The organism is Streptomyces sp. NPDC031340, assembly GCF_055569945.1.
Window position 1 is genome coordinate 16,613 of the sequence record NZ_JBVIIE010000003.1, and the last position, 22,838, is coordinate 39,450.

15 protein-coding genes are annotated in these 22,838 nt (G+C 74.1%); 2 read left to right on the plus strand and 13 right to left on the minus strand.

Annotation, left to right across the window (positions count from 1 at the left end):
* Positions 1-46: 46 nt before the first annotated feature.
* The 11 genes from ACZ5GT_RS02700 to eccCa form a co-directional block, all read right to left on the minus strand.
* On the minus strand, positions 47-418 hold the full coding sequence (locus ACZ5GT_RS02700) for a WXG100 family type VII secretion target (protein ID WP_469013184.1): 372 nt from the start codon (positions 416-418) through the stop codon (positions 47-49).
* Positions 411-842: a YbaB/EbfC family nucleoid-associated protein gene (locus ACZ5GT_RS02705; protein ID WP_360747107.1), complete on the minus strand. Its 432-nt coding sequence runs from the start codon at positions 840-842 to the stop codon at positions 411-413. Before ACZ5GT_RS02705 ends, ACZ5GT_RS02700 begins: the two co-directional genes overlap by 8 nt.
* 47 nt (positions 843-889) lie before the next feature.
* The gene (locus ACZ5GT_RS02710) at positions 890-3,151 is read right to left on the minus strand and encodes a WXG100 family type VII secretion target (protein ID WP_469013187.1); all 2,262 of its coding nucleotides are present in this window, start codon (positions 3,149-3,151) and stop codon (positions 890-892) included.
* 47 nt (positions 3,152-3,198) lie between these two features.
* A complete protein-coding gene (locus ACZ5GT_RS02715) occupies positions 3,199-3,870 on the minus strand; it encodes a hypothetical protein (protein WP_469013189.1) in 672 nt (223 codons plus the stop codon).
* 1 nt (position 3,871) lies between these two features.
* On the minus strand, positions 3,872-4,162 hold the full coding sequence (locus tag ACZ5GT_RS02720; RefSeq protein WP_398265378.1) for a WXG100 family type VII secretion target: 291 nt from the start codon (positions 4,160-4,162) through the stop codon (positions 3,872-3,874).
* A gap of 31 nt (positions 4,163-4,193) precedes the next feature.
* On the minus strand, positions 4,194-4,529 hold the full coding sequence (locus ACZ5GT_RS02725) for a WXG100 family type VII secretion target (RefSeq protein WP_469013192.1): 336 nt from the start codon (positions 4,527-4,529) through the stop codon (positions 4,194-4,196).
* 127 nt (positions 4,530-4,656) lie between these two features.
* Complete coding sequence (locus tag ACZ5GT_RS02730) at positions 4,657-8,028, minus strand: right-handed parallel beta-helix repeat-containing protein (RefSeq protein ID WP_469013197.1); 3,372 nt, start codon at positions 8,026-8,028, stop codon at positions 4,657-4,659.
* Positions 8,025-10,658 (minus strand): hypothetical protein, encoded by a 2,634-nt coding sequence (locus tag ACZ5GT_RS02735; protein WP_469013201.1) that lies wholly within the window; start codon positions 10,656-10,658, stop codon positions 8,025-8,027. The genes ACZ5GT_RS02730 and ACZ5GT_RS02735 overlap by 4 nt, the downstream gene beginning before the upstream one ends.
* Before the next feature lie 5 nt (positions 10,659-10,663).
* The gene (eccB, locus tag ACZ5GT_RS02740; RefSeq protein ID WP_469013205.1) at positions 10,664-11,956 is read right to left on the minus strand and encodes a type VII secretion protein EccB; all 1,293 of its coding nucleotides are present in this window, start codon (positions 11,954-11,956) and stop codon (positions 10,664-10,666) included.
* 11 nt (positions 11,957-11,967) lie between these two features.
* Positions 11,968-13,365 (minus strand): type VII secretion integral membrane protein EccD, encoded by a 1,398-nt coding sequence (gene eccD, locus ACZ5GT_RS02745; RefSeq protein WP_469013209.1) that lies wholly within the window; start codon positions 13,363-13,365, stop codon positions 11,968-11,970.
* Complete coding sequence (gene eccCa / locus ACZ5GT_RS02750; RefSeq protein ID WP_469013214.1) at positions 13,362-17,357, minus strand: type VII secretion protein EccCa; 3,996 nt, start codon at positions 17,355-17,357, stop codon at positions 13,362-13,364. Before eccCa ends, eccD begins: the two co-directional genes overlap by 4 nt.
* A 315-nt stretch (positions 17,358-17,672) precedes the next feature.
* Here eccCa and ACZ5GT_RS02755 point away from each other — a divergent pair, with 315 nt between their 5' ends.
* Complete coding sequence (locus ACZ5GT_RS02755) at positions 17,673-18,299, plus strand: helix-turn-helix transcriptional regulator (protein WP_469013219.1); 627 nt, start codon at positions 17,673-17,675, stop codon at positions 18,297-18,299.
* A gap of 206 nt (positions 18,300-18,505) precedes the next feature.
* On the plus strand, positions 18,506-19,756 hold the full coding sequence (locus ACZ5GT_RS02760; protein ID WP_469013222.1) for a ricin-type beta-trefoil lectin domain protein: 1,251 nt from the start codon (positions 18,506-18,508) through the stop codon (positions 19,754-19,756).
* Between the two features lie 108 nt (positions 19,757-19,864).
* Here the strand turns inward: ACZ5GT_RS02760 and adh are convergent, their stop codons facing one another.
* Together adh and ACZ5GT_RS02770 are read right to left on the minus strand one after the other, a co-directional pair.
* Positions 19,865-21,388, minus strand: coding sequence for an aldehyde dehydrogenase (gene adh / locus ACZ5GT_RS02765; protein WP_469013225.1), 1,524 nt, complete (start codon positions 21,386-21,388; stop codon positions 19,865-19,867).
* A 56-nt stretch (positions 21,389-21,444) separates the two neighbouring features.
* Positions 21,445-22,782, minus strand: a complete 1,338-nt coding sequence (locus ACZ5GT_RS02770; RefSeq protein WP_469013230.1) for a GAF domain-containing protein — start codon at positions 22,780-22,782, stop codon at positions 21,445-21,447.
* Positions 22,783-22,838: the final 56 nt, after the last annotated feature.

Consider the following 22,838-nt stretch of genomic DNA (forward strand, 5'->3'; position numbering starts at 1 on the left):
CCGTGTTCCTCTGTGGTCGTGTCGGGTTCCGTCGCGGTGCCGGATCTCATCGCCGGCCGGGGTGCCGGGAAGATCCGCCCGCGGTCACGGAGCCTGCGGCGGGCGTGACGGCGCGCAGGGCCTCCACGTTGTGTTCCTCGGTCCGCGCGAATCCCTTGGCCATGGTCCTGATGCCGTCCACGGTGCTGTCCAGTACGGTGCCGGCGGCGGTGATGCCGGCGCTGAGCTGCCGCTTGGGCTCGGCGTACTGCTCCCTGAACTGCCGCCCGCTCTCGTCGTCGCCCCAGCACGCGCCGAGGGACTCCAGACGGCCGTCCAGCTTCGTGGCGATGGACCTGATCCGCGCGGCCAACTCCTGCATCTGCGGGGCGGCCTGCTCGAGCCGTTCGGTGTCGACGGAGAAGGTGCCGTCACTCATGGGAGTCCCCCTGGAAGCCGTGGTCGACGTAGTCGCGGACGGACCGCGGCATGGCCGGGTCCTCGGGCAGGACGGCGCCGGGATCGACCCGGCCCTGGAGCAGGTCGGGTACGGTCACGCCGGGCGGCAGCCGGTCGGCCAGCACTCCGGCCACGCTCTCCAGGGCCTCGGACCTGGCCTGCCGCAGGGTGGTGAGCAGGACGTCGGCCAGTTCCCGGGGCGCCATACGGCGGTAGGCGCCGGTGGGGAACTCGATCGCGGTGACCTCTCCCTGGGCCCCGACGGTGATCTTCACCGTCTGCCGCGGGGCCGTCACGGTCGACGTCGTCTCGTTGATCCGGCGCCGGGTCTCGGCGGCCTCGTCGCGCTGGCGGCGGTACTGGTCCAGCAGGTCCTCGATCTGCTGGTCGTACGGGCTGGGCATGTGAAGTCGACTCCTTCCGGGCAGTGGTGGCGGACCGGGCGGCCCGGTCAGAAGGCGGCGGACCCGCCGGGAACGGCGCCCCAGGCGCTCTCTTCCTGGACGAGCAGGTCGGCGATGCCCCGGACGGCCGGCTCCTCCTCGGTCTCCTCGGCCTCCTCGGATTCCTCGGGCTCCTCCGGTTCGGGCCCCCCGTCGCCGCAGAACGGCTCCCCGGAGGCAGCGACGACGGTCCCGGACGGCGATCCGGTGCCGGTGCGGTCCGGCTGCCACGTGGTACGCGGCTCGGTCTGCTCGTCGTGCCCGTCCGCCTCCGGGTCGCTCGCCCGATCGCGTTCACCGGGCAGCGCCCACAGCAGGGGTACGAACGCGCCGGCTCCGGTCTCCCACGCGGAGAGGTCCTCCTCGCCGTCGTCCGCCAGCGGCTGCCCGGTCATGGCGCCCTCTTCGGCCGGGCGCAGGGGCGGCCCGTCGGTCCCGGCCACGCCCGGAGCGGTCGCGGAGCCGGCGGTGGTGGTCTCCGGTCCGGTCCCGGCGGGGCTCGTGCCCACCTCCGCCGCCGGCTCCCCGGCGCGTTCCCCGGACGGCTCGGACGCGCGGTCCGGGGCGGCGCGGTCGGTGGCGGCGCGGGCCGCCGGCCCGGTGACGCCGAACCCGGGCAGGTACGGCACACCGGGCAGGGCGCCCGTGAGCGAACCCACCTCGTCGTCACCGGCCTCCTCGTCGGCGGCCCAGGGCTCGGCGCTCGGGTCCAACAGCCCGGAGGCGTCGGTCCGTTCGTTCGTGCCGTCCCGTCCCGCCCCCGCCGCGCCCGTACCGCCCACGCCCGGCAGGTACGGCATCCCGGCCGTGCCCAGGCCCTCGCCGCCGGCCGCGGCGCCCTCCGCGGAGCCGACCTCGTCCCCGCCGGCGATCTCCTCGCCCTCCCAGGGGTCCGCGCTCGCGTCGAGCAGCCCCGAGGCATCGGTCGGCTCCGCGGACAGACCGGCGCCACCGGACCCGGTACCGCCCATTCCGGGCAGGTACGGCATCCCGGAGGACGTCGCCAACTGCGCGGGCGAGGCCGACCCGGTGGACAGGCCGTCGGTGAGGCCGCCGTCCAGACCGCCGGTCAGGCCGGCGCCGAGACCGTCGTCGAGAGCGGTGTCGCCGAAGGCGGCCGGGTCGGCCGTGGACAGACCGCCGAGGGAGCTGCCTTCCGAGGCCCCCGCACCGCGGCCGCCCAGACCGGCCAGGCTGCCGAGCCCCGGGAAGGGAACCGGGTTCAGCGTGTTGTCGAGGGCCGACGGATCGAGGGCCGACGGGTCGAGGCCGTCCAGACCGAGGTCGTCGAGGCCGGACGTGCCCAGGCCGGTGTCGTCCAGCCCGGACAGGTCGCCGGGGAAGGGGCTCACGCCGCCGGACAGGTCCGAGGCGGCGAGATCCCCCGCACCGTCCAGGCCGCCGATGCCGTCGCCGGTGCCGGGCCCGCCGTCGAGACCGCCGCCGGGAAAGCCGGACAGGTCCGACAGGCTTCCGTCTCCGCCGAGGCCGTCCCCGAGGCCGTCGCCGATGCCGTCGCCGGTCCCTCCGCCGAACCCGTCGGGGTCCGGGCCCGGAAAACCGTCTTCGTTCCCCGGGCCGTCCGGGTTGTTCGTGGGCGAGGTCACCGGAGTGGGGTTCACGATCGCGTCGGTGGTGACCTGGTAGGAGTGCGCCAGGCTCTTGAGCACCGCGCGCATGTCGGAGTTCATCATCGCGACGAGTTCGGGCTTCCGGCTGATCGGGATCAGCCCGTTCGCCATCGGGGTGACCCCCATCGCGACGGCCTGCTTGGCGTACCAGATGTCGATCTCCGCGAGCTTGTTCTGCGCGCTCTGGAAGGAGATCGCGTTGTTGGCGAGCTGGTGCGGGACGGAGTGGTCGCCGGTCGAGCCGCCGGACAGCACGTCCGCGTTGGCCTTCACCTGGCGGGAGAAGTTGGTCATCATGTCGAGGAAGGCGTCCGCCGCGCTGCCGCTCCACGGCCCGTTGTCGCCCGCGAGCGCCTTGGCCTGGGCGACCAGGCTCTTCGTGACCCCCTCCAGGATCAGTTGGACGTGGTAGAAGGCGTTGGCCGCGTCCAGGAGCGACTGCGGGTTGGCGACGGACCGGGCGTGGGCCACGTTGTCGTGGGTCTCGACTCCGGAGGACATGCCGTAGATGGCCGCCTTGATCTGCTTCCAGTCCCAGTTGTCGTAGTCCGTGACGCTTCCGTTGGACGAGCCGTCGGGGTTGCCGAAGATCGTCCCGTCGTCGCCCTGGTGGAAACCGCCGCTGTTGTAGTCCGGCATTTTCGCCCTCCCGCGGAGCCGCCGACCGTCGCCCGGTGAGCCCGCGCCTAGGCGGTCGTGGTGTTCGTGTTGCTGCTGGTGTTGCCTGTGCCTGTGCCGGTGCCCGTGGTGGTGGCCATGCCGTTGCCGCCGTTGGACGTCATCATCGTGTTGAAGTCGGCGGTGGTGGCCGCGAAGGCCTCGGCGAGGTCGCCGGCCGTCATGCGGTTGGCCTCCTCGGCGGTGCCGTACTTCCGGCTCAGTGCCCGCACCCCGTCCCGAAGGTCCGTCAGCCCCTTGACCAGGGCCGAGAGCGCGTCGCCGTAGCTCTTCTTCAGCCCGCCGTCGGCGTTGGGGCCGTTGACCGTCGTCCGCATGACGTTGGCGTGGTAGAAGGCGCCCGGCGCGACGGCGATGCCGCTCAGGCCGGTGGCGACGTCGCGCACCGGCTGGATCAGCAGGTCGATGTTGGTGGCGAACAGGTCCATGGACGGCGTACTGACCGAGGTCCCGTTGTGCCCGTCCCCGCCGGGCACCGGCGGCGGCACGAAGGGATGCAGGTCGGTGAGGATTCCCGGGCTGTGCAGGACGTCGGTGCCGCCGTGGTAGTGGTGGTCGTCCCCGGAACCGGTGGTGTTGTCGTCGGCGTGGCTGTCGGAGGATTCGTACCAGTTGTAGTTCTGGTCGCTGCCGTTGTTGTTGGGGTCCTGGTTGTCGACATCTTTGTTCGGGTGCCCCACGTCACTGCTCCCAGAGGCTCACGCCGTGCCGCTCACCCGCGTAGTAGGACTCGTTGATGTGGCCGAGGGCGTTGGTGGCGTTCTGGGCCTGGGTCACCATGTCGGCGGCGGCCGCGTCCCACTTGGCCTTGGCGACGTCGTAGGTGGTGCGGGCGTCGCTGGTCCACTCGCTCAGGTGGATCTTGGCGCTGTCGTCCAGTTCGGCGAGAGCCGCCTTGATCTTCCCGCTGATCGCGGTCATCTCGCCGATCACGTACTCGACCTGGTTCATGTTGACGGTGTAGGTGGGCACGGGTCGCTCCTCGTGTGGGTGGGGAAGGGGTCTAGAAGCCGGGCAGCGGGGTGGTCATGTTTTTGTGGAGCTGGGTGGCCATGTCGGTGGTGGCCCGGTGCGTGGTGTCGTAGCTCCCGGTGCTGGCCTGAAGCTTGTGCAGCATCAGTTCCAACTGCTGCTTGACGGTGCTGAAGTCGGAGAGCCAGGTGTCCATGGCGGTCTGGAAGGTGCTGGCGGCGTCACCGGTCCAGCTGGCCCGCAGCGCCTCGATCTGGCTCTGCATCTGGGTGTATGTGCTGCTGGCGTCCTCCAGGGCGGTCTGGAAGCTGCCCTGGGCGCTCCTCATGCCCGAGGTGTCCACCGAGGTGTTCGTGTTGGCGGCCATGGCCGTTCCTCTCGTCGCGGGGGCGTCGTGGTCGTCGTTCGTGATGGTGGTACGGGGTGGCGCCTGCCATGGGCCGGACCGGGGGCTCGCTGCCCCCGCGGCCGTGATTCCCTGCCCGTGCGGCCGGTCAGGAGACCAACAGCGCGTCCGGCAGCGGGACTTCGCCGGAGAGATCGCCGAGCACCAGCGCGGGGCCGCCCGCGCGGGCGGCGATCCGGTCCGCGAGCCGGTGTGCGCCGTGTGCGCCGTGGACCGGGTCCTGCGCGGCGAGCGCCGCGAGCACGTCGTCGGGCACGTCGAAGCCCAGGGCCGTGAGCCGCCGCCGGGTCAGCTCGGCGAGACCGGCGCCGGTGCAGGGCGGCAGCCTCAGGTAGTCGGCGAAGGCCCCGGCCAGGTCGGTGCGGGTACGCAGCAGTTCCATCAGGTGCGGGGCGCTGCCCGACAGCACGAGCACCGGACCGTACGGATCGCGCGCCGCGGTTTCGGCGGTCAACGCGTCGAGCACGGCGTGCCGTTCGGTGTCCGGACGGTCGTCGAAGGCCGGGTCGGCCTGCACGGCCAGCAGGCCGCCGGCCGCACGGCGGAACACGTCGGCGAGGAACGTGCGCGGCTGCGCCGCCCAGCGGGCCGGGACGGTGGAGAGCGGGACGTGGGTGAACGCGCCGGACGGGACGATGCCGAGTTCCGCCAGGGCCCTGCCGTAGGCGGCGGCCACGGCCCGGCGCCCGCTGCCGGGCGCGCCCTCCAGGACGACGTCCGCGAGGCTGGCCGTGCCCCGGCCGAGCTCGACGAGGGTGTCCAGGCGTGCCGTCAGTGCGTCGGTCACCGGGCTGAGACCGGCGAGGGCGGTCAGGTGACGGGTGGCGGCGGGGACAGGCGCGGCCGGGGAGGAAGGGGCGGCAGGGGCGGGCGCCTCGGGCGCGGCGGCGGGCGGTGCGGGGGAGCCGGGCTCCGGCGGCCTCCCGGGCGTGCCGGCGGCGGCGCCCGGGCCGGGGGTGAGGGGCGGAGCGTTGCCGGTCGCGGGAGCCGGTGAGGGGGCGGGAACCGGCGAGGGTTCGGTGACCGATGCGGGTTGGGGAGCCGACGGGGGCTCGGGAACCGATGAGGCCTCGGGAGCCGGTGCGGGGGAGCCGGCTCGGGCGGGACCACCCGGCGCCCCCGGCGCCCCGGTGGGTCTCCCCGGCGCCGGAGGCTGGGGCGCCGGCGTGATGTCGGCGGCGGTCAGCAGGCTCAGTTCGCTGTCGTGCCCGGGCGGCCGGGCGGCCAGCCGGGACGCCTGGGTGCTGATCATCGACTCGAAGACCTGGCGGGCGACCCGGCCGTTGCCGAAGGTGGGGCCCTTGGGGACCTCCTCGAAGTAGCGGCTCAGCGCGTCGAGGGCGTCGTCGGACAGCTCGTAGCAGTGCTTGGCGCACAGGCCCCGCACGATGGTGACCAGTTCCTCCGGAGCGTAGTTCGGGAACTCGATCGTGCGGGCGAAACGGGACGCCATACCGGGGTTGGAGGCCAGGAACCGGTCCATGTGCCCGGAGTAGCCGGCCGCGATGACGACGATCTCGTCGCGGTGGTCCTCCATCAGCTTCATCAGGGTCTCCACGGCCTCCTGACCGAAGTCCGGACCGCTGCCCCGCGACTGGTTGGTCAGGGTGTACGCCTCGTCGATGAAGAGCACCCCGCCCAGCGCCCGGGTGAAGACCTCCGTGGTCTTGATGGCGGTCCCGCCGATGATCTGGGCGACCAGGTCGGCACGGGCCACCTCGACGATGTGGCCCTGCTCGAGGACGCCGAGCTCGGCGAGGACCGCTCCGTACAGCCGGGCCACGGTCGTCTTGCCGGTGCCCGGAGGCCCGGCGAACACCAGATGGCGGCTCACCGGCGGCATGGGCAGGCCCATCTCGGTGCGCCGCCTGGCCATCTTGTTGAGGTTGATCAGCCCGGCGACCTCCAGCTTGACGCTCTCCAGACCGACCAGCGCCTCCAGTTCGGCCAGTGGCCCGTTGTCCGGCCGGGAGACGTCCGCGTCGGCCGCCGCGCCCGCGAGGCCGCCGACGTCCCGGATGCCCGCGCCCCCGCCGGAACGCGCGTCGGCGCCCCGGCCGAAACCGTCGCGGACCGCGTCGGCCGGAGCGTCCCGGGCGTTGTCCTGGACGACGCAGTTGCTGAGGTCGGTGCGGGCGGCGGCGTGCGCGTTGACGCCATGGCCACGCGCACCCGTCATCCGGCACCCGACGGCGGTGAAGGAACCACCCGCCAGAACCTGTACGGCGTCTCCTCCCGAACCGGTGAACTCGGTGTCGTGAGCGGTCAGTTCCGCGTCCTCGCCGACCACGGCACCGCACTCGCGCAGTACCGAGCCGGTCACGTACGCGCTCGCCGACGCGGTCACTCCCACCCCCTGGCCGCCTCCGCTCACCACGATCTCGGCGCCCAGCAGGGTGAGCCGGGCACCGCCCTGCGCCCGGACTCCGGCGCCCGCGGTGCCGGTGACGGTGAGCCGTTCCAGCTCGGCGGCGCCGCCGTCGGCGGCCTGCACGGCCGCCGTCGTGGCATCCCGGACGACGAGCCCCGTCGCCGTCACGGCGGTCGCCGCCCCGGTGACGTGCAGCCCGACCGGGGTCCCGGTGATCCGGCAGCCCTCCAGGCGGGGGCGGGCGCCCGCGGTGACGTGGACGCCGCTGCGGGCCACGCCGGTGACGGCGCAGCCGCGCAGCCGCGGCGCCGCGCCGTCGGCGATGTGCACGGAGTGGCCGGCCGAACCGGAGAAGGCGCACTCGGTGAGAGTGGTCTCGCCCCGGCCGGCGAGATAGGCGTCCAGGACGGTGCTGCCGGTCACGGTGACCCTCAGCAGGGCGGCACTCGCCTCCTGCTCCACGGCGACGGCGGGTTTGCCGCTGCCGGTGATCGTGGTGGCCTCGACGGTCGCCGAGGCATGGCCGTTGACGCAGACGCCGTTGCCCCGCGGGCGGTCCAGGCGGCAGTCCCGTACGGCGAGACTGCCGTGCTCGGCTACCACGACCGCCGACGATCCCGTTTCGGCGACCTCGGTGTCCACCAGCACGTTGCCGCCGCGCGAGGTGACGACCACACCCGCGCCGTGCGGGTTGGTCACCCGGCAGCCGCGGGCGGCCAGGGTGCCCTCGTTCCACGCCAGCACGGCCGTCCAGGCCTCGCCCTCGATCCGGCAGCCGTCCAGCGCGGACTGGCCGCGCCGCAGATCGAGGACCGGCGCGTCCCGGTCCGCGCCCGACAGGACGAGCCCGGACAACTGCACCGCCTCCGCGTCCACCACGACCGTGCTGCCCGAGATCGCGTGCACCCGTACGGTCCCGGCGCCGCCCTCGGCGGCCAGGGTCACGGGCCGGACGATGTCCAGCGCCTCCTCGTACCGGCCCGGCGCGACCGTGATCAACGCGCCCTCCGCGGCCTCGGCGAGGGCGTGGGCGATCGTCCGGTGAGCGCCCGGGCGGTCGGGGGAGACCAACAGGACCTGCCTGCTCACTGCTCGGCTCCTTCTCCGCGGACCGCGTGGGAGCTCACGATCAGTCCGGGTGGGTCGGCGCTCTCGGCCCCGGCGGTGGTGCCGGCCCTCTCCAGCGCGTCGAGGATGTTCTCCAGCCCCTTGAGGGCGATCTGGTCGAGCTTCGCCCGCTGCCCGCCGTCCCCGCCGTCCTCGGCATCCCCGCCGTTCCCGGCGGTCTCCGACGGTGACACCTCCCGCATCAGCACGGTGGAGCCCTCCGAGCGCAGCACCCTGAAGACGGTGCCGGGCAGGAACAGCACCCGGTCGGGGACGGCCGGGTCCAGTGCGGTGGTGCGGCGGGCGGTCATCGACCAGATCAGGACATCGGTGGCGCCCCTGCCGCGCGGGCCCGGGTGCAGGGACGTGCGGGCATGGCAGAAGGCCCACTCGGTGACCGGCCGGTCCTCGCGGTACCAGGCGCGTTCGGCCTCGTTGAGCCGGGTGCGCAGCAGGGCCGGGCCCCGGTAGGAGGGCAGCCGGCGCAGTCCGGCCGTGACGCAGCGCGCCAGGGGTACGTGCGGCCCGGCCGCGGCCTCGCGCACGGCCGCGTCGGCCCGGCGGGTGTCCCCGGACAGGTACAGCCGGACGGCGACCAGCTCGGTCAGCACGTCCGCCGCCTCCGTCCTGGACCTGCCGCGCAGCCCCGGTGACTCGGACATCACCCGCGAGACGGAGCCGGCCAGCGCGTTGTACTGCTCCTTGAAGGTCCGGCGCACCCAGTCCCGTTCCTGTGCGATGCCCCGCTCGGGCGGCAGCGCGCAGGCCGAGGCCCGCGGCACGGGCTGCACCCGTACCTCCGGCGCCGCGCCCGCCGACGCCGACGCCGACGCCGACGGCGACGCCGACGCCGACGGCGACGGCGACGGCGACGGCGCGACGGGGACGGACGGCGACGGCGCGTCGGCGATGGACGGCGCCGGCGCGGACGGGCCGGCGTCCGGGGCCTGCATCGGCGCGGGCAGGTCGGTGCCGTCGGCTTCCGGTTCGGGCACGGCCGACTCCAGCCGGAACCGGGGGGCGGCGGCCGGCGCGAGTCGCTGTGCGGGGGCGCTCGGCGCTTCCGCTTCCGGAAGGGGCGGTGGTGCCGGACCCGGTTCCGGCGTCTCCGGGACCGCGGACGGTGCCGGAACCGGGACCCGCGCAGCCTCGGCCGGGGGTTCCGCGACGCCCGCGGGCTCCGGTCCCGGTTCCCGGGTACCGTCCGCGGTCTCGTTCCGCGCGGACCGGGGCCTGTTCCGTACGGTGGGCGTCTCGTCCGGATCGGCCGTGCCGCCACCGTCGATCTCGTCCGGCGTCTCCGGAAGGTCCGCCGTGCGACCCCCCTGGCCCACCGCGGGTGCCTCCGACGGGTCCGTCGCAGGGACTCCGCCAGGCGCGTCGGGCGTGTCGGGCGTGGGGGAGTGATCCGCCGAGCCGGTCTCCGCGCGCCACGGGACGGGGTCGTGAACCTCGGGCGCCGCGACCGTCGAAGCGATGGTCGGCACGGCAGCCGGGGCCACGGCGTTCCGCGTCGGGACGGCCGATGCCATGGCGTCCCGCGCCGCGGCCGGACTCCGGCCGGGGGGCGGGTCCGTGGGGTGCGCGGGGGCACCGCCCCGGGACTGCGTCCGGACGTCGGCCGGTCCGGAACCCGGAGCCGGAGCCGGAGCCGGAGCGGGGGCCGGGGCCGGGGGCATCGCGCCGGACACGACCGCTCCCGTGGCAGGTGCAGGCGCGGGCGCAGCCGCGACCGCGGGTGCGGATACCGGGACCGTCGGGGGAGCCGGGGAAGGGACGTAGACCCGCTCGGCCGCCTCCCCCGGCGGTGCGGGTTCGTCGAGGACCGGTCCGCCGTACAGGACGGCGCGGTGGCCCAGGGCGTCGGCGAGTGCCTGGCCGGGCGCCTGGTCGCCGACGGCGTCCAGGGCGCCGTACAGCACGAACCGCGCCGCGGGGCGGGCGCCGGAGAGCACCGTGTCCCAGAAGCGGGCCACGTCGTCGAGTGGCAGCGGAGGGGTGCCGGGGCTGCCGAGGACGACCAGGAAGAGGTGCGGGTCGGTCGGCGCGGTCTCGACCGCGCGCCGGTGGCGGTCGGCCGGAGGGTCCCCGTCGGTGCGGCGCAGCCACACGCCGGCGGGCACCGGCTGGACGACGGTGCGGGCGCCGACCGGGCGGGCCCGGGTCGGTACGGAGAACTCCCAGTGCGGCTTGGGGAAGCGCTGTGCCACGGGTTCTGGGTCGTGACCCGGGCGGAACCGCAGCCAGGCACCGCCGTCGTCGCCGGGCAGGAACAGCCCGCCGGTGCGGGTCGGGACGAGGTCGCCATCCGCGGCGAGCACCTCCCGTCCGAGCCGGCCGGCGATGAGCCGGCCCGCCGTGCGGATCTCGTCGCCGGAGCCCCGGCCGAAGACCAGCCGCGGGCTGCCGTACCGGGAGGACGACAGCAGCCGGGCCACCGACTCCCACTCGGTGGTGAGGGCGTCGGCGGGGAGGTCCACCACGACGAGGGTGTGGTACGGGTCCTCGGCGATTCCCCCGGCGAAGGCGGCGGCCCGGTCGTCGAACCGGCCCCTGGGATGGATCACCAGGGCGTCGCCCACGGGCGTCGAGCGCAGCCGGAGTCTGCTCACCGGGCTCAGCCCTTCGCCGCGGCGGCACGGCTGAGTACCGGACCGTCCGGGATCAGGGCGAGGACGCCGGCGGGCAGGGTGAGCCGGCGCCCGCGGTCGCCGAACCCGAGGGCCCGCGCGGTGTCGTCGTCGGCGATCCGGTACTTCAGGCCCTGTTCGGTGACCAGGTACTCGCTCCCGCCGCCCTCCGGCACGGCCAGCACCCCGCCCCCCGGCGGCAGGACGATCCCCCTGTCGTCGACCGTGCCCACGGTGATCCGGGCCCGGCCGCCCGGCAGCGGCGTGAGGCAGACGGTGCCGCCGTCCAGGGCTCGGACACCCGACAGGTCGGGCACCCGGCCGGCCGTGTCATGGACCGCCGAGACCGGGACGGCCGCGATGTCCGCCTGCCCGACCTGCCGCGGCGCGTGCGCGCCGGGGCGCGCGGCGAGCAGCGCGAACTCGGTGGCGTCGACGAGTTCCAGCCCGTCGGAGCGCATCAGGTAGTAGTGCTGAACGGCGCCCGTCCCGGCGCGGAAGACGTCGCCGACCTCGGCGGCCTGTCCGGCGACCTTGCCTGCCGCCTTTCCGGCACCGGAGGGTACGGCGGCGGCGAGCGCCGCGCCGGTGGGGACGGAGGCCAGCCAGTCGGCGGTGGCGGGCAGCGCCGGCTGGTCATCCAGTCCGAGGGCGACCAGCGAGGAGTCGCTGGGGACCGGGTACTTCACCCCCCGCAGGAGCACGTACCGGGCGCCCTTCGGTCCGCCGAGCAGCACCTGCCGGTCGTCGGGCAGCGCGGTGAGCGCGGCCGCGGAGCCGCCGAAGACCAGGGTCTGCCCCTTGCGGGCCGCCCCCCGCCCCGGCAGGCAGCGCGCCCAGGCGCCGGAGGCCAGCGCGGACGCCTCGGGGACGGTGTCCGGAGCGCCCTCGATGCCCACGGGGCCGCCGTGCCGGACACCGGCGAGAGACTTGGCGGACACCGTCTCGGGCGCGGTCCGCCCGCCCGCGATGAGCAGCGCGGAGGCGTAGTTGCGGACGGGGCGGAGTGCGCCGTTCGCATAGACGTAGCGGTTGCCGGTGTCCTCCTCCAGGACGACGGCCCCGTCCTTGCGCCAGTCGTCCCGGGCGACGGGTGAGATCAGCCCGTACACCCCGAACCCGGCGCACAGCAGCAGCACCAGGCCCGCCCCGAAGACCGAGCCGAGCGCGGACCGTCTGGTCGGGCTGTCGCCCCGGCCGGGATCCCCGCTGACCAGGGCCGAGGCGAGGCGGCCCATGGCGAACTGGTACGCCTGCACATGATCACGTCGTGTCTGCATGCCCGGTGCTCCTAGCCCGCCAGGCCGCGGAAGTACGCGTACGCGTGCAGCACCTGGAGCAGCAGCGGCAGCAGGGCGATCGCCGTGACGATCTCCAGCAGGTCGCCGAGATGCCCCCACACCGGCAGCAGCCGGGCGCGCGGCAGTCGCCAGGCGCCGACGAGCAGTGCCGCCACGGCCGCCAGGAGCACCGCGAGCGCGACGGCCCGGCCCGCGGGGCCGGCGGACGTGACGCGGACGACGAGCACCAGCGCCAGGCCCCAGGCGCCCGCCAGCACGGCGGGTACCCGGTGGAGGGTGCCGTTGGCGCCGCGTGCCCGGAGCAGTACGGCCAGGCTGAGCGAGAGCGGCAGCAGCCACCCGGTCCAGCCGTGCTCACGGTCGACGAGCAGCCAGAGGGCGACCGCCCAGACCAGCGCGGAGGAGACGCCGATCACGTCGAGGCAGGCGGTGGCGACGGTGACCCGGCGGTTCACCGTCTCGCCGGGCTCGGGTTCGATGTCCGACTGGAGTTCCTCGGCGTCGTGCGGCAGCCGGGGCACCCGGAGCCGGGCCGTGCGCAGGGCCAGCCGGGGGGCGAGGTGCCCGAGCACGAAGAGGGCCACCGCGACCACCGAGGCGGCCTGGACGGCGCGCAGCCCGAGCCCCTCGGCGAGTCCGGCACCCGCCGCGGCGGCGACCGCCGTGAGCAGGACGGTGCCGGGCACCACGAGGGGAAGCGCGTTCAGCGCGAGCAGCACGCCGGCCAGCGCGACCACGAGCGCCGCGCCCATGAACACCCCGGTCAGACCGGGGGCGAAGCCACCGGACGGGCTCTCCCGCAGGGTCGCCCCGGCCAGCGCGGCGAAGGCGAAAGCGCCGGCCCCGGCCACCAGGCCGCTGCCCGGGTCGGCGCCCGTACGGGGCGCCGCGGCGCAACCGACGGTCAGCAGCAGGGCGATCGCCACGCAGACGGCCGCCGTGCGGGGCCCGGGGCCCGCGCCGAGCGTCGCGGCGGCGAGCGCGGCCAGGGCCAGGCAGGACAGGGCGAGGGCGAGATTGCGGGTGAGCCGGGGGCGCCACCGGCCGGGCGCGCCAGCGGCGGCGTGCGCGACCCCGTCGGCGATGTCGTCGAAGTGCAGGGCGGGCAGCGCCGCGTCGGCCGGCCGCAGCTGCAGGACGTCGCCGTCGCGGAGCCCGGCGCTCTCCACGGTCGCCCCGGGATCAAGGGGTTCCTCGCCGAGCCGTTGCAGCACCCAGGGGGTGTCCTGCGTGCCGGGGCGGGCGGTGACGTGGCGCAGCAGGACCGGCAGCAGGTCGGAGACCGTGGTGGTGACCGGGGCGGCCAGGTCGGCGCGGCCGTCGGGTGCCTCGACGGTGAAGCGGCAGACCTCGGTGGCCCGCAGCGGCGGGGGTGCGGTGTTGGTCATCGTGTTCCTGTGGGGGTCGAAGCCGCCGGCACCAGGCCGGTCTGGACGAGCGTGACGGTGCGCCGGGTCACCAGCTGGGCCCGGCCGGCCGGCAGGGTGCGGGGCTTGGCCTCGCCGATGAACTTGCCCTCCTCCTTGGGGTAGGAGAAGAGCAGCGCCGGGTTGCCCAGTTCCCACATGCGGCGGATCAGCGGGTCCATGACGGAGCGCATGGCGCCGGACGTGGAACGGGCGACCACCAGGTGCAGTCCGATGTGGGCGCCGTGCGCGAGCAGGGGCACCAGCGGCGTCATCGGGGACGGCGTGCCGGGCGCGCCGGTGAAGAGGTCGTAGTCGTCGACGAGGACGAACAGCAGCGGACCGGTCCACCAGTCCCGCTTCTCCAGGAGCTCCGGGGTGATGTCGGGCCCGGGCTGCCGCTTGGCCACCGAGACCGCGGCGCTGTCGGCGAGTCTGCCGAGCGCGTCGTTGTCGACCACGTAACCGACCCGGTACTCCTCCGGCACGTCCTTCAGGAGTCCGCGGCCGGGGTCGGCCAGCAGGATCTTGGCCTCCTGCGGACGGTAGCGGGCGGTGATGGCACGGATGGCCAGCCTGAGCGCGTTGGTCTTGCCCGTCTCGCCGTCACCGAAGACCAGCAGGTGCGGGGTGGCGCCGAAGTCGTGCCAGACAGGGGAGAGCCGCTGCTCGTCCCAGCCGAGGCAGAACCGCAGGTCGCGGGTGCCCGCCGGGGCCGGCAGCCGGCGCGCGTCCAGCCGGGCGGGCAACAGGCGCACGCCGGGTGCCCGGGGGCCGGTCCAGAACGAGTCGATCTCGGCGACCGCCGACTTGGTGGCGGCCGTCAGGTCGTCGGTGCGTGAGGAACTGTCGAGCCGGGGCAGCGCGGACAGGAAGTGGTGGCCGGACCCGGTCAGACCGCGGCCCGGACGGTGCGGGACACCGGCCGCCGCGCGGGAGCCGACCTCGGACTCCATCGAGTCGCCGAGCCGGAGTTCCAGCTTGGTGCCGAGCATGTCCCGCAGCCTGGGCCGCACTTCCGACCAGCGGACCGCGGAGGCGACCACATGCAGACCGAACGACAGCCCCCGGGCCGCGAGTTCCATGATCCGCTGCTCCAGGTCGTCGAAGTCCTGGCGGAGCGTCGCCCAGCCGTCGACGACCAGGAAGACATCGCCGAACGGGTCGTCGATCGTGCCGTCCGCACGCAGCGCCCGGTAGGCGGCCATCGACTCCAGTCCCCTGGACGTGAACACCTGCTCCCGCTGTTCCAGGAGTTGGCTCAGTTCCTCGACGGTGCGCTGCACCCGGTCGCGTTCCAGCCGGGTGGCCACCGAACCGACGTGCGGCAGCCCCGCGGTGGACACCAGACCGCCGCCGCCGAAGTCGAGGCAGTAGAACTGCACCTCGCGGGGCGTGTGGGTGAGCGCCAGCGACAGCAGCAGGGTGCGCAGCAGGGTCGACTTGCCGGTCTGCGGCGCGCCCACCAGGCCGATGTGGCCGTCCGCCCCCGACAGGTCGGCGACCAGCAGTTCCCGCAGCTGCTCGAACGGGCGGTCCACCAGACCCAGCGGGACGCGCAGCGCGCCCTGGACCTGGGGGTCGGCGGCGCCCATGCCGCGGTCCGGGTCCGGCACGACGGCGGGCAGCAACTGGTCCAGGCCCGGCGACTCGGACAACGGGGACAGCCAGACCTGCCGGGCGGGCGGCCCGCTGTCCTCCAGCCGTCCGACGAAGACGTCCAGCAGGCTGTCCTCGGCGTTCTCGTCGCCGTCCTCGCCGTCCTCGCCGGGCCGCCCGGCACCGGCGCCCTGGTCGCGCAGAGCCTCCTCGGCCGACGAGACCAGGCGGGCGGCCGCGTCCTCCGCCGTGTCCGGAACCGGCGGGCCCTGCCGTTCCAGGCCGAAAGCGGTCACCTCACGCACCGCGCCCTCGCCGTGCCCGGTCTCCTCCGGGCCCGGCGCGGCGGGCGCGGGGCCGGAGACGTACGCGGCCTTGAACCGGACCAGGTTGGTGGTGTCGACCTTGAGGTAGCCGTTGCCGGGGGCGGGGGGCAGCTCGTAGGCGCTGGAGGTGCCGATCACGCTGCGCGACTCCATCGAGGAGAAGGTGCGCAGCGCGATGCGGTACGACAGATGGCCCTCGACCCGGTGGATGCGGGACTCGTCCAGTCGCTGGGAGGCCAGCAGCAGATGGACGCCCAGGCTGCGCCCGAGCCGGCCGATGGAGACGAACAGCTCCACGAACTCCGGTTTGCTCGCCAGCAGTTCGGAGAACTCGTCCACGATGATCAGCAGCGAGGGCAGCGGGGCCAGGCCGTCCGCCCCGGCCGCGCGGGCCTTCTCGTACTCGTACAGCGAGGCGTGACCGGCCTCGCGCAGCAGCTCCTGCCGACGGATCATCTCGCCGTTGATGGAGTCCCGCATCCGGTCGACGAGGTGCAGCTCGTCGGCGAGGTTGGTGATGACGGCGGAGGTGTGCGGCAGCCGCTCCATGTTGAGGAAGGTGGCGCCGCCCTTGAAGTCCACCAGGACCAGGTTCAGGATCTCGGAGGAATGGGTCGCGGCCAGGCCGGTCACGAGGGTGCGCAGCAGTTCGCTCTTGCCGGAGCCGGTGGCGCCGATCAGCAGACCGTGCGGGCCCATGCCGCCCTGGGCGGACTCCTTGAGGTCGAGTTCGACGATGTCGCCGTCCTCGGTGACTCCGACGGGCACCTTCAGCCGGGCCTCCAGGGCCTGGCGCGGGCGCCACTTGGCCGGTACCTCGAAGGTCCGTACGTCGCGGATGCCGAGCATGGTGGCCAGGTCGAAGTCGGATTCCAGCGGGCGGTCCACCAGGTCGACGCCGCCGCCGGTGCGCATCGGGGCGAGGACGCGGGCCAGCGTCTCGGCCTCGACGCGGTCGAGTACGTCGGCGTGGCCGCTGACGATCTCGTCACCGTTGGGGAAGTCGACCGCGCCGCCGCGGACGACGAGCCGCAGCACCTTGGGGCCGCCGGGCACCGTGCCGGTGAGGTCGAGAAGCACCACGCCACGTATTCCGGCCCCCAGCAGCCGCGAGGTCTCCGGCAGCCGTACGCCCTGGGCGACGATCACCGTGAACGGCTCCGCCACGCTGGGCGAGGAGGCGGCGTCGTGGTCGGGGCGGTCGCGGACGTCCGGCCCCAGCAGGTCGAGCAGCTCGTCGTGGTCGCCGGCGGCGAGGCGGACCGGACCTGCGGAGTCCTCCTGCTTGGGATGGGCGTTGTGCGGCAGCCACTTGAGCCAGTCCCACTCGAGGCGCGCGGCCTCGTCGCCGAGCACCGCGACGCGCAGTTCGTCCGGGGAGTGGAAGACCGCCAGCTGCCCGAGCACCGCCCGCGCCAGGGCCAGCGCGTCCTCGGTCTCGCCGGTGAACTCGACGCTGGTGAAGCGCCGCAGTGCCACCGGCACGGGCAGCAGGGGCACCGTCTGGTGGGCCTTGGTGAACCGGCGCAGCGACACCGCGCACAGCGGTTCCAGGTCCTCCACCGGCTTGGTCTGCGGCGGAAGGAACTCCAGCGCGGCGCGCCGGGTCGCCAGGCCGATGCGGACGCGGGCGAAGTCGTCGTGCCCGGGCCTGCGTTCCCACAGCCGGGGGCCGGCGGCGAGCGCCCACAGGTCGGCGGGGGCCGGGTTGTCCCACAGCAGCGCGGCCCGCTGCGCGTCGGCGGCCTGCCGGGCCTGTGCGCGCTTCTGGCCGAGGTAGCGCAGGTAGTCGCGGCGTTCGGCGCGCATCCGGCGCCGCCGTTCGGCGCCGGGCCGGCCGATCTGGGTCAGCGTCATGCTGATCATGGCGACGCCCATCATCCCGGTCATCATGTACATGGGCGCACCGCCGCTGCCGACCGAGTACATCAGCACCATGGCCCCGGCGCCCAGGCCCATCGGCAGGTACGTCAGCACGGATCCGAAGTCGGCGGTGGCCGGTTCGCCGAGGACCGGGGGCTCGGCCAGTTCGACCTGTCCCTCGGGCATCGGGGGACCGTCGCCACGTGGTGGGCGCTTCGCGATGACGGTGCTCAACGTGCTCTCTTCCCTGCTCTCCGGAGGCTGGAACTGCGCGGCGAGCCTAGGCAGCCGGCCACCCGGAGCCCGGGCCGTACGGCGGATGTCTGTCCCGGCGGACAACGATCACTGGCCGGACGGGCGCCGTTGCCAAGTGCACGCCAAGTCGGCACCAAGGCGAGCCGGTGAAGATCCTCGTCCACCGTCTCCTCCGCCGGGCGGTGCCCACCGCACGGCACTCGGGGGCGACGGCCCGCACCCGGAAGGAAAGCAAGGACGTTGGGGATGATCTCGATCGCCGTCCTCGCCGGTGACCCGATCACCGGAGAGGGAGCCGTCTGGTGCCTGCGCAGGTACCCGGGGCTGCACGTACTGCCCAAGGAGGAACACCGCCACGCGGACGTCGCGCTCATGATCACGCCGGACGTCACCGAGGAGACCATGCTGCTCATGGAGTCCGTGTCCGCCCACTCGGCCAACCCCGGCATGGGGGTGGTCCTGGTCACGGGGCACATCGGGGAGGCCCACCTGATCCGGGCCCTGCAACTCGGCCTGCGCGGGGTGATGTGGCGTCAGGACAGCACCTACGACAAGATCGTGGAGGCCCTGCGGGCCGTGGCCGACGGCGACGCGGTCCTGCCCTTCCCCGTGCAGGGGCGTCTCGTCGACCACATACGCGCGGTCCAGCGTGACGTACTGGGCCCTCTGGGACTGACCGCGTCCGGTCTGGAGGCTCGCGAGGTCGACGTGCTGCGACTGCTGGCCGAGGGCTTCGAGACCAAAGAGATCGCCCAGAAACTGAACTATTCCGAGCGCACCATCAAGAGCATCGTCAGCGTCATGATGACCCGGCTCGGTCTGCGCAACCGCACCCACGCGGTCGCCTTCGCCCTGCGCTCCGGAACTCTTTAGTTTCCCGGACCTGCGTAGCTTCCCGGACCTGCGTAGCTTCCCGTGCGTACGGCGGCCTCCGCGGGCGTGTCCCGGTGAACCCGGTACCCAGGGGAAGGAATGTCCGCCCCGCCGGGCAGAACAACCCGGCACCGACCGTCCCGCGGCCGCCCCGGGTTCTAGGGTCGCTCGCCGACGGACCATCACGCGGAGACGGGCAGGCAGACATGGAGCGCGCAACGGGGCTTCCGGAGTCCCCCGGGGAGTCAGCCGTCTGGGAACGGCCGCTGCCGTGGCTGGAGGAGACCGGCATCCAGGCGGCCGGCGCCGCGACCAGCCCGGCGGCCGACGCCGACGCCGACGCCGACGGCGACCCTGCGCCCGACGGTGCGAGCGAGACCGGCCCGGGATCGCCACGGACGCCGGAACCTGAACCGGAACGGGCGTCGGTGACGGCGTCGGTGTCGTTGCCGCACGACGATGAGGCGCCCGCCCCGACACCCGCGCCCGACACATCCGCCCCGGCACCCACGCCCCAGGGCCCGTCCGTCCGCACGCCGGACGGCGATGGCGGGTCCGGAACGGCGGGCGGGCCGCCCGGAGGGCTGTTCCGGCCGTCGGCGACCAGAGCGCAGGTGCCCGGTCCGCGGGACGGAGAGGACTCCGGGGAAGCCGAGCCGGAGCGTGGCGCGCGGATCGTCGGGGCCACGGTCGCCGTCTGCGTTCTGCTGGGCCTCGGCCTGGGCGCCGTCGCGTTCCTCGCCGTGCCCGGCGACAGTGACTCGCAGCCGCGCGCCGCGTCCGTCGGTGACGGCGCCGTCCCCCGCCTCGCCACGGGCGGAGCACCGGTACCGACCGGGTCGCCGTCCGCCTCGGCCGAGGGCCGCCGGGGGCACGACAAGAAGGGGACGGGAACCCACCGGACCGACGACGCCCACGCCGCCGGAAGTCCGTCTCCCAAGGCGGACCCGGGCCACCAGCACGCGGCGGCCGACGCCCCGGCCACCGGGGCCCCGGCCGCCCAGAGCGGCGGCAAGTCGACGGGCGAGAAGTCGACGAGCGGGAACTCGGAGCAGACCACCGCGACCGCCGTGACCGGTGACGCGATCGTCGGCTACGGGTCCTCGAAGTGCATCGAGGTGAGCGCCCACGCGGGCGTGGACGGCTCCCCGCTGCGGCTGTGGGGCTGTGACGGCCACGCCTGGCAGAAGTGGGTCTTCAAGTCCGACGGCAGCGTGCGGTCCATGGGACGGTGCCTGGACATCGCCAACGCCTCGCAGGCCGACGGCGCGGTCATCCAACTGGCCACCTGCAACGGCGGCTGGGCCCAGCGCTTCCGCCTGAACAGCGCGCACGACCTGGTCAACACCGAGATCGGCAAGTGCGTCGACGCCAAGGACGCCGGCACCGGCAACGGCACCCGGCTGCAGTTGTGGAACTGCTCCGGCACGTCCAACCAGAAGTGGCGCCTGGGCTGAGCCGGCCGCCGCGGTACCTCCCGGGCGAGGGCGCACGCGTTGCTCCCAGGTACGCCCGGAAGGGCGCCTGAACGGGGAACTTCCCCGTTCAGGCGCCCTTTCCGGCTCCTAGAAGAAGCCCAGCCTCTTCGGCGAGTACGACACCAGCAGGTTCTTCGTCTGCTGGTAGTGCTCCAGCATCATCTTGTGCGTCTCGCGGCCGATGCCCGAGCCCTTGTAGCCGCCGAACGCCGCGTGCGCCGGGTAGGCGTGGTAGCAGTTCGTCCAGACGCGGCCCGCCTGGATCGCGCGGCCCGCACGGTAGGCGGTGTTGACGTCCCGCGTCCACACGCCCGCGCCGAGGCCGTACAGCGTGTCGTTGGCGATCTTGATGGCGTCGTCGAAATCGTCGAAGGAGGTCACCGAGACGACCGGGCCGAAGATCTCCTCCTGGAAGATCCGCATGCGGTTGTCGCCCTCGAAGATGGTCGGCTGGACGTAGAAGCCGCCCTTCAGCTCGCCCTCGTGCTCGATGCGTTCACCGCCGGTGAGGACCTTGGCGCCCTCCTGCCGTCCGATGTCCAGGTAGGAGAGGATCTTCTCCAGCTGGTCGTTGGACGCCTGCGCGCCGATCATCGTGTCCGTGTCGAGGGGGTGGCCGGTCTTGATCTGCTGGGTCCGCGCGACCGCCGCCTCCATGAACTCCGCGTAGTGGCCCCGCTGCACCAGGGCACGCGACGGACAGGTGCACACCTCGCCCTGGTTGAGGGCGAACATCGTGAAGCCCTCCAGGGCCTTGTCGCGGAAGTCGTCGTCCGCCGACCAGACGTCCTCGAAGAAGATGTTGGGGGACTTGCCGCCGAGTTCCAGGGTGACCGGGGTGATGTTCTCCGAGGCGTACTGCATGATCAGCCGGCCGGTGGTGGTCTCGCCGGTGAACGCCACCTTCGCCACCCGGGGGCTGGACGCCAGCGGCTTGCCCGCCTCCACGCCGAAGCCGTTGACGATGTTGACGACGCCCGGCGGCAGCAGGTCGGCGACCAGGCTGAGCCAGTAGTGGATGGACGCGGGGGTCTGCTCGGCCGGCTTCAGCACCACCGCGTTGCCCGCGGCCAGCGCCGGGGCGAGTTTCCACGTGGCCATCAGGATCGGGAAGTTCCACGGGATGATCTGCGCGACGACGCCGAGCGGCTCGTGGAAGTGGTACGCCACCGTGTCGTCGTCGACCTCGCCGAGCGAGCCCTCCTGCGCGCGGATCGCCCCCGCGAAGTAGCGGAAGTGGTCGATGGCCAGCGGAATGTCGGCCGCCAGCGTCTCCCGCACCGGCTTGCCGTTCTCCCAGCTCTCTGCGACCGCCAGCGGTTCGAGGTAGGCCTCCATCCGGTCGGCGATCTTCAGCAGGATGTCCGAGCGTTCGGTGACCGACGTACGGCCCCAGCCCGGGGCGGCCGCGTGCGCCGCGTCGAGCGCCCGCTCCACGTCCTCCGCCGTACCGCGCGCTATCTCGGTGAACGGCTGTCCGTTCACCGGTGACGGGTTCTCGAAGTACTGCCCGCGAACCGGCGGCACGTACTCGCCCCCGATGAAGTGGTCGTAACGCGCCTGGTAGGAGACGATCGCGCCCTCGGTACCGGGCGCCGCGTAACGGGTCATGCCGGAGTGCCTCCTTCGACAGCGCCGCCCGCCGTTGGGCAGCGTCCGTCCGGAGGCTAGGGACGCCCACGTTGCAACCACGTTGCCGCGTCCGGCCGGCTGGCCGCCGTCCGGCGCCCGTCCTGCGCCGTCCGGAGCCCGCCTGCCGGCAGCGCCAGCTCCGCCTCCAGCGCCGCGAGGCGGGAGCGGACCGCTGGTGACGGCCGCACCGCGGCGAGCGCCCGCCAGACGTCGAGGTCGTCCTCGCCCCACGGCGCGTGCGCCCAGTCGGCGAGCAGGTCGGGATCGCGCCGGGCGATCAACGCCGTCCGCAGCTCGTCCGTCACGCGGTGCCTGAGGCGTACGACCGCCGGGGCCCGGGAGCCGGGCAGCAACGGCCCGGTGTAGGCCGCCGCGGCCGATGTGACCGCGCCGGTCCGCAGCCGCCGCTCGACCACGCCGACGTCGGACTCGACGGGGGCGGTGAGCCGGTACGGCCGCGAGGCCAGCAGCCCCGGGCCGAGGATCCTGCGCAGCCGCGCCAGTTCGGCGCGCAGCGTCACCGGCGTCACCGACTCGTCCTCGTACAGCGCGCACAGCAGCTCGTCACCGGTCAGTCCCTCCGGGTGGCGGGAGAGCAGGACCAGTATCTCGCTGTGCCGGCGGCTCAGCCTGGTCCTGCGCCCGCCCGTGAGCAGCTGCGCCTCGTCGCGGCCCAGCGCGGTCAGCTCGGGCGGGTCGGCGGCCGGCCGCGGCGGGTCCAGCAGCGCCAGCTGGGACTCGGCGGCCCGCGCCACCGCCTGCACGAACGCCAGGCTGTGCGGATGCGCGAGCCCGTCCCCGCCGGTGACGTCCACCGCGCCGAGCACCCGGCCGGTGCGCGGGTCGTGCACCGGAGCCGCGGCGCATGTCCAGGGCTGCACCCGCCGGATGAAGTGCTCGGCCGCGAAGACCTGGACGGGCCGGTCCACCGCGACCGCCGTGCCCGGTGCGTTCGTGCCCATCGCCGTCTCCGACCACCGGGCGCCCGGGACGAAGTTCATCCGCCCCGCCTTCCGCTGAGTCGTCGGGTGGCCCTCCACCCACAGCAGCCTGCCGTGCGCGTCGCACACCGCGAGCAGATGCTCGCCGTCCGCGGCGAACGTCCCCACCAGCTCTCGGAACAGCGGCATCACCCGCGCCAGCGGATGCTCGGCACGGTAGGCGCCGAGGTCCCCGTCCACGAGTTCCACGTTCGCCGTGCCGTCGGGCCCCACGCCGGCGCGCGCGGAACGCCGCCACGACGCGGCCACCACCGGGCGCACCGGTCTCGGCACGGTACCCGCCTCGGTGAACGTCTCATGCGCGCGACGCAGTATCCGTGCACGCTCGGCGGGGTCGGCCCCCGGCTCCAGGGCCACCCACGGCTCGGTCAACTCGGCCTCCCCGGATGCGATGCGGCTGGGGACATCGTCACTCCCGGCCTGCGCGC

Coding starts and splice junctions, on each gene's coding strand:
- ACZ5GT_RS02700 (WP_469013184.1), bottom strand. CDS start 418: ATGAGTGACGGCACCTTCTCCGTCGACACCGAACGGCTCGAGCAGGCC.
- ACZ5GT_RS02705 (WP_360747107.1), bottom strand. CDS start 842: ATGCCCAGCCCGTACGACCAGCAGATCGAGGACCTGCTGGACCAGTAC.
- ACZ5GT_RS02710 (WP_469013187.1), bottom strand. CDS start 3,151: ATGCCGGACTACAACAGCGGCGGTTTCCACCAGGGCGACGACGGGACG.
- ACZ5GT_RS02725 (WP_469013192.1), bottom strand. CDS start 4,529: ATGGCCGCCAACACGAACACCTCGGTGGACACCTCGGGCATGAGGAGC.
- eccB (WP_469013205.1), bottom strand. CDS start 11,956: ATGCAGACACGACGTGATCATGTGCAGGCGTACCAGTTCGCCATGGGC.
- eccD (WP_469013209.1), bottom strand. CDS start 13,365: ATGACCAACACCGCACCCCCGCCGCTGCGGGCCACCGAGGTCTGCCGC.
- eccCa (WP_469013214.1), bottom strand. CDS start 17,357: ATGCCCGAGGGACAGGTCGAACTGGCCGAGCCCCCGGTCCTCGGCGAA.
- ACZ5GT_RS02755 (WP_469013219.1), top strand. CDS start 17,673: ATGATCTCGATCGCCGTCCTCGCCGGTGACCCGATCACCGGAGAGGGA.
- ACZ5GT_RS02760 (WP_469013222.1), top strand. CDS start 18,506: ATGGAGCGCGCAACGGGGCTTCCGGAGTCCCCCGGGGAGTCAGCCGTC.
- adh (WP_469013225.1), bottom strand. CDS start 21,388: ATGACCCGTTACGCGGCGCCCGGTACCGAGGGCGCGATCGTCTCCTAC.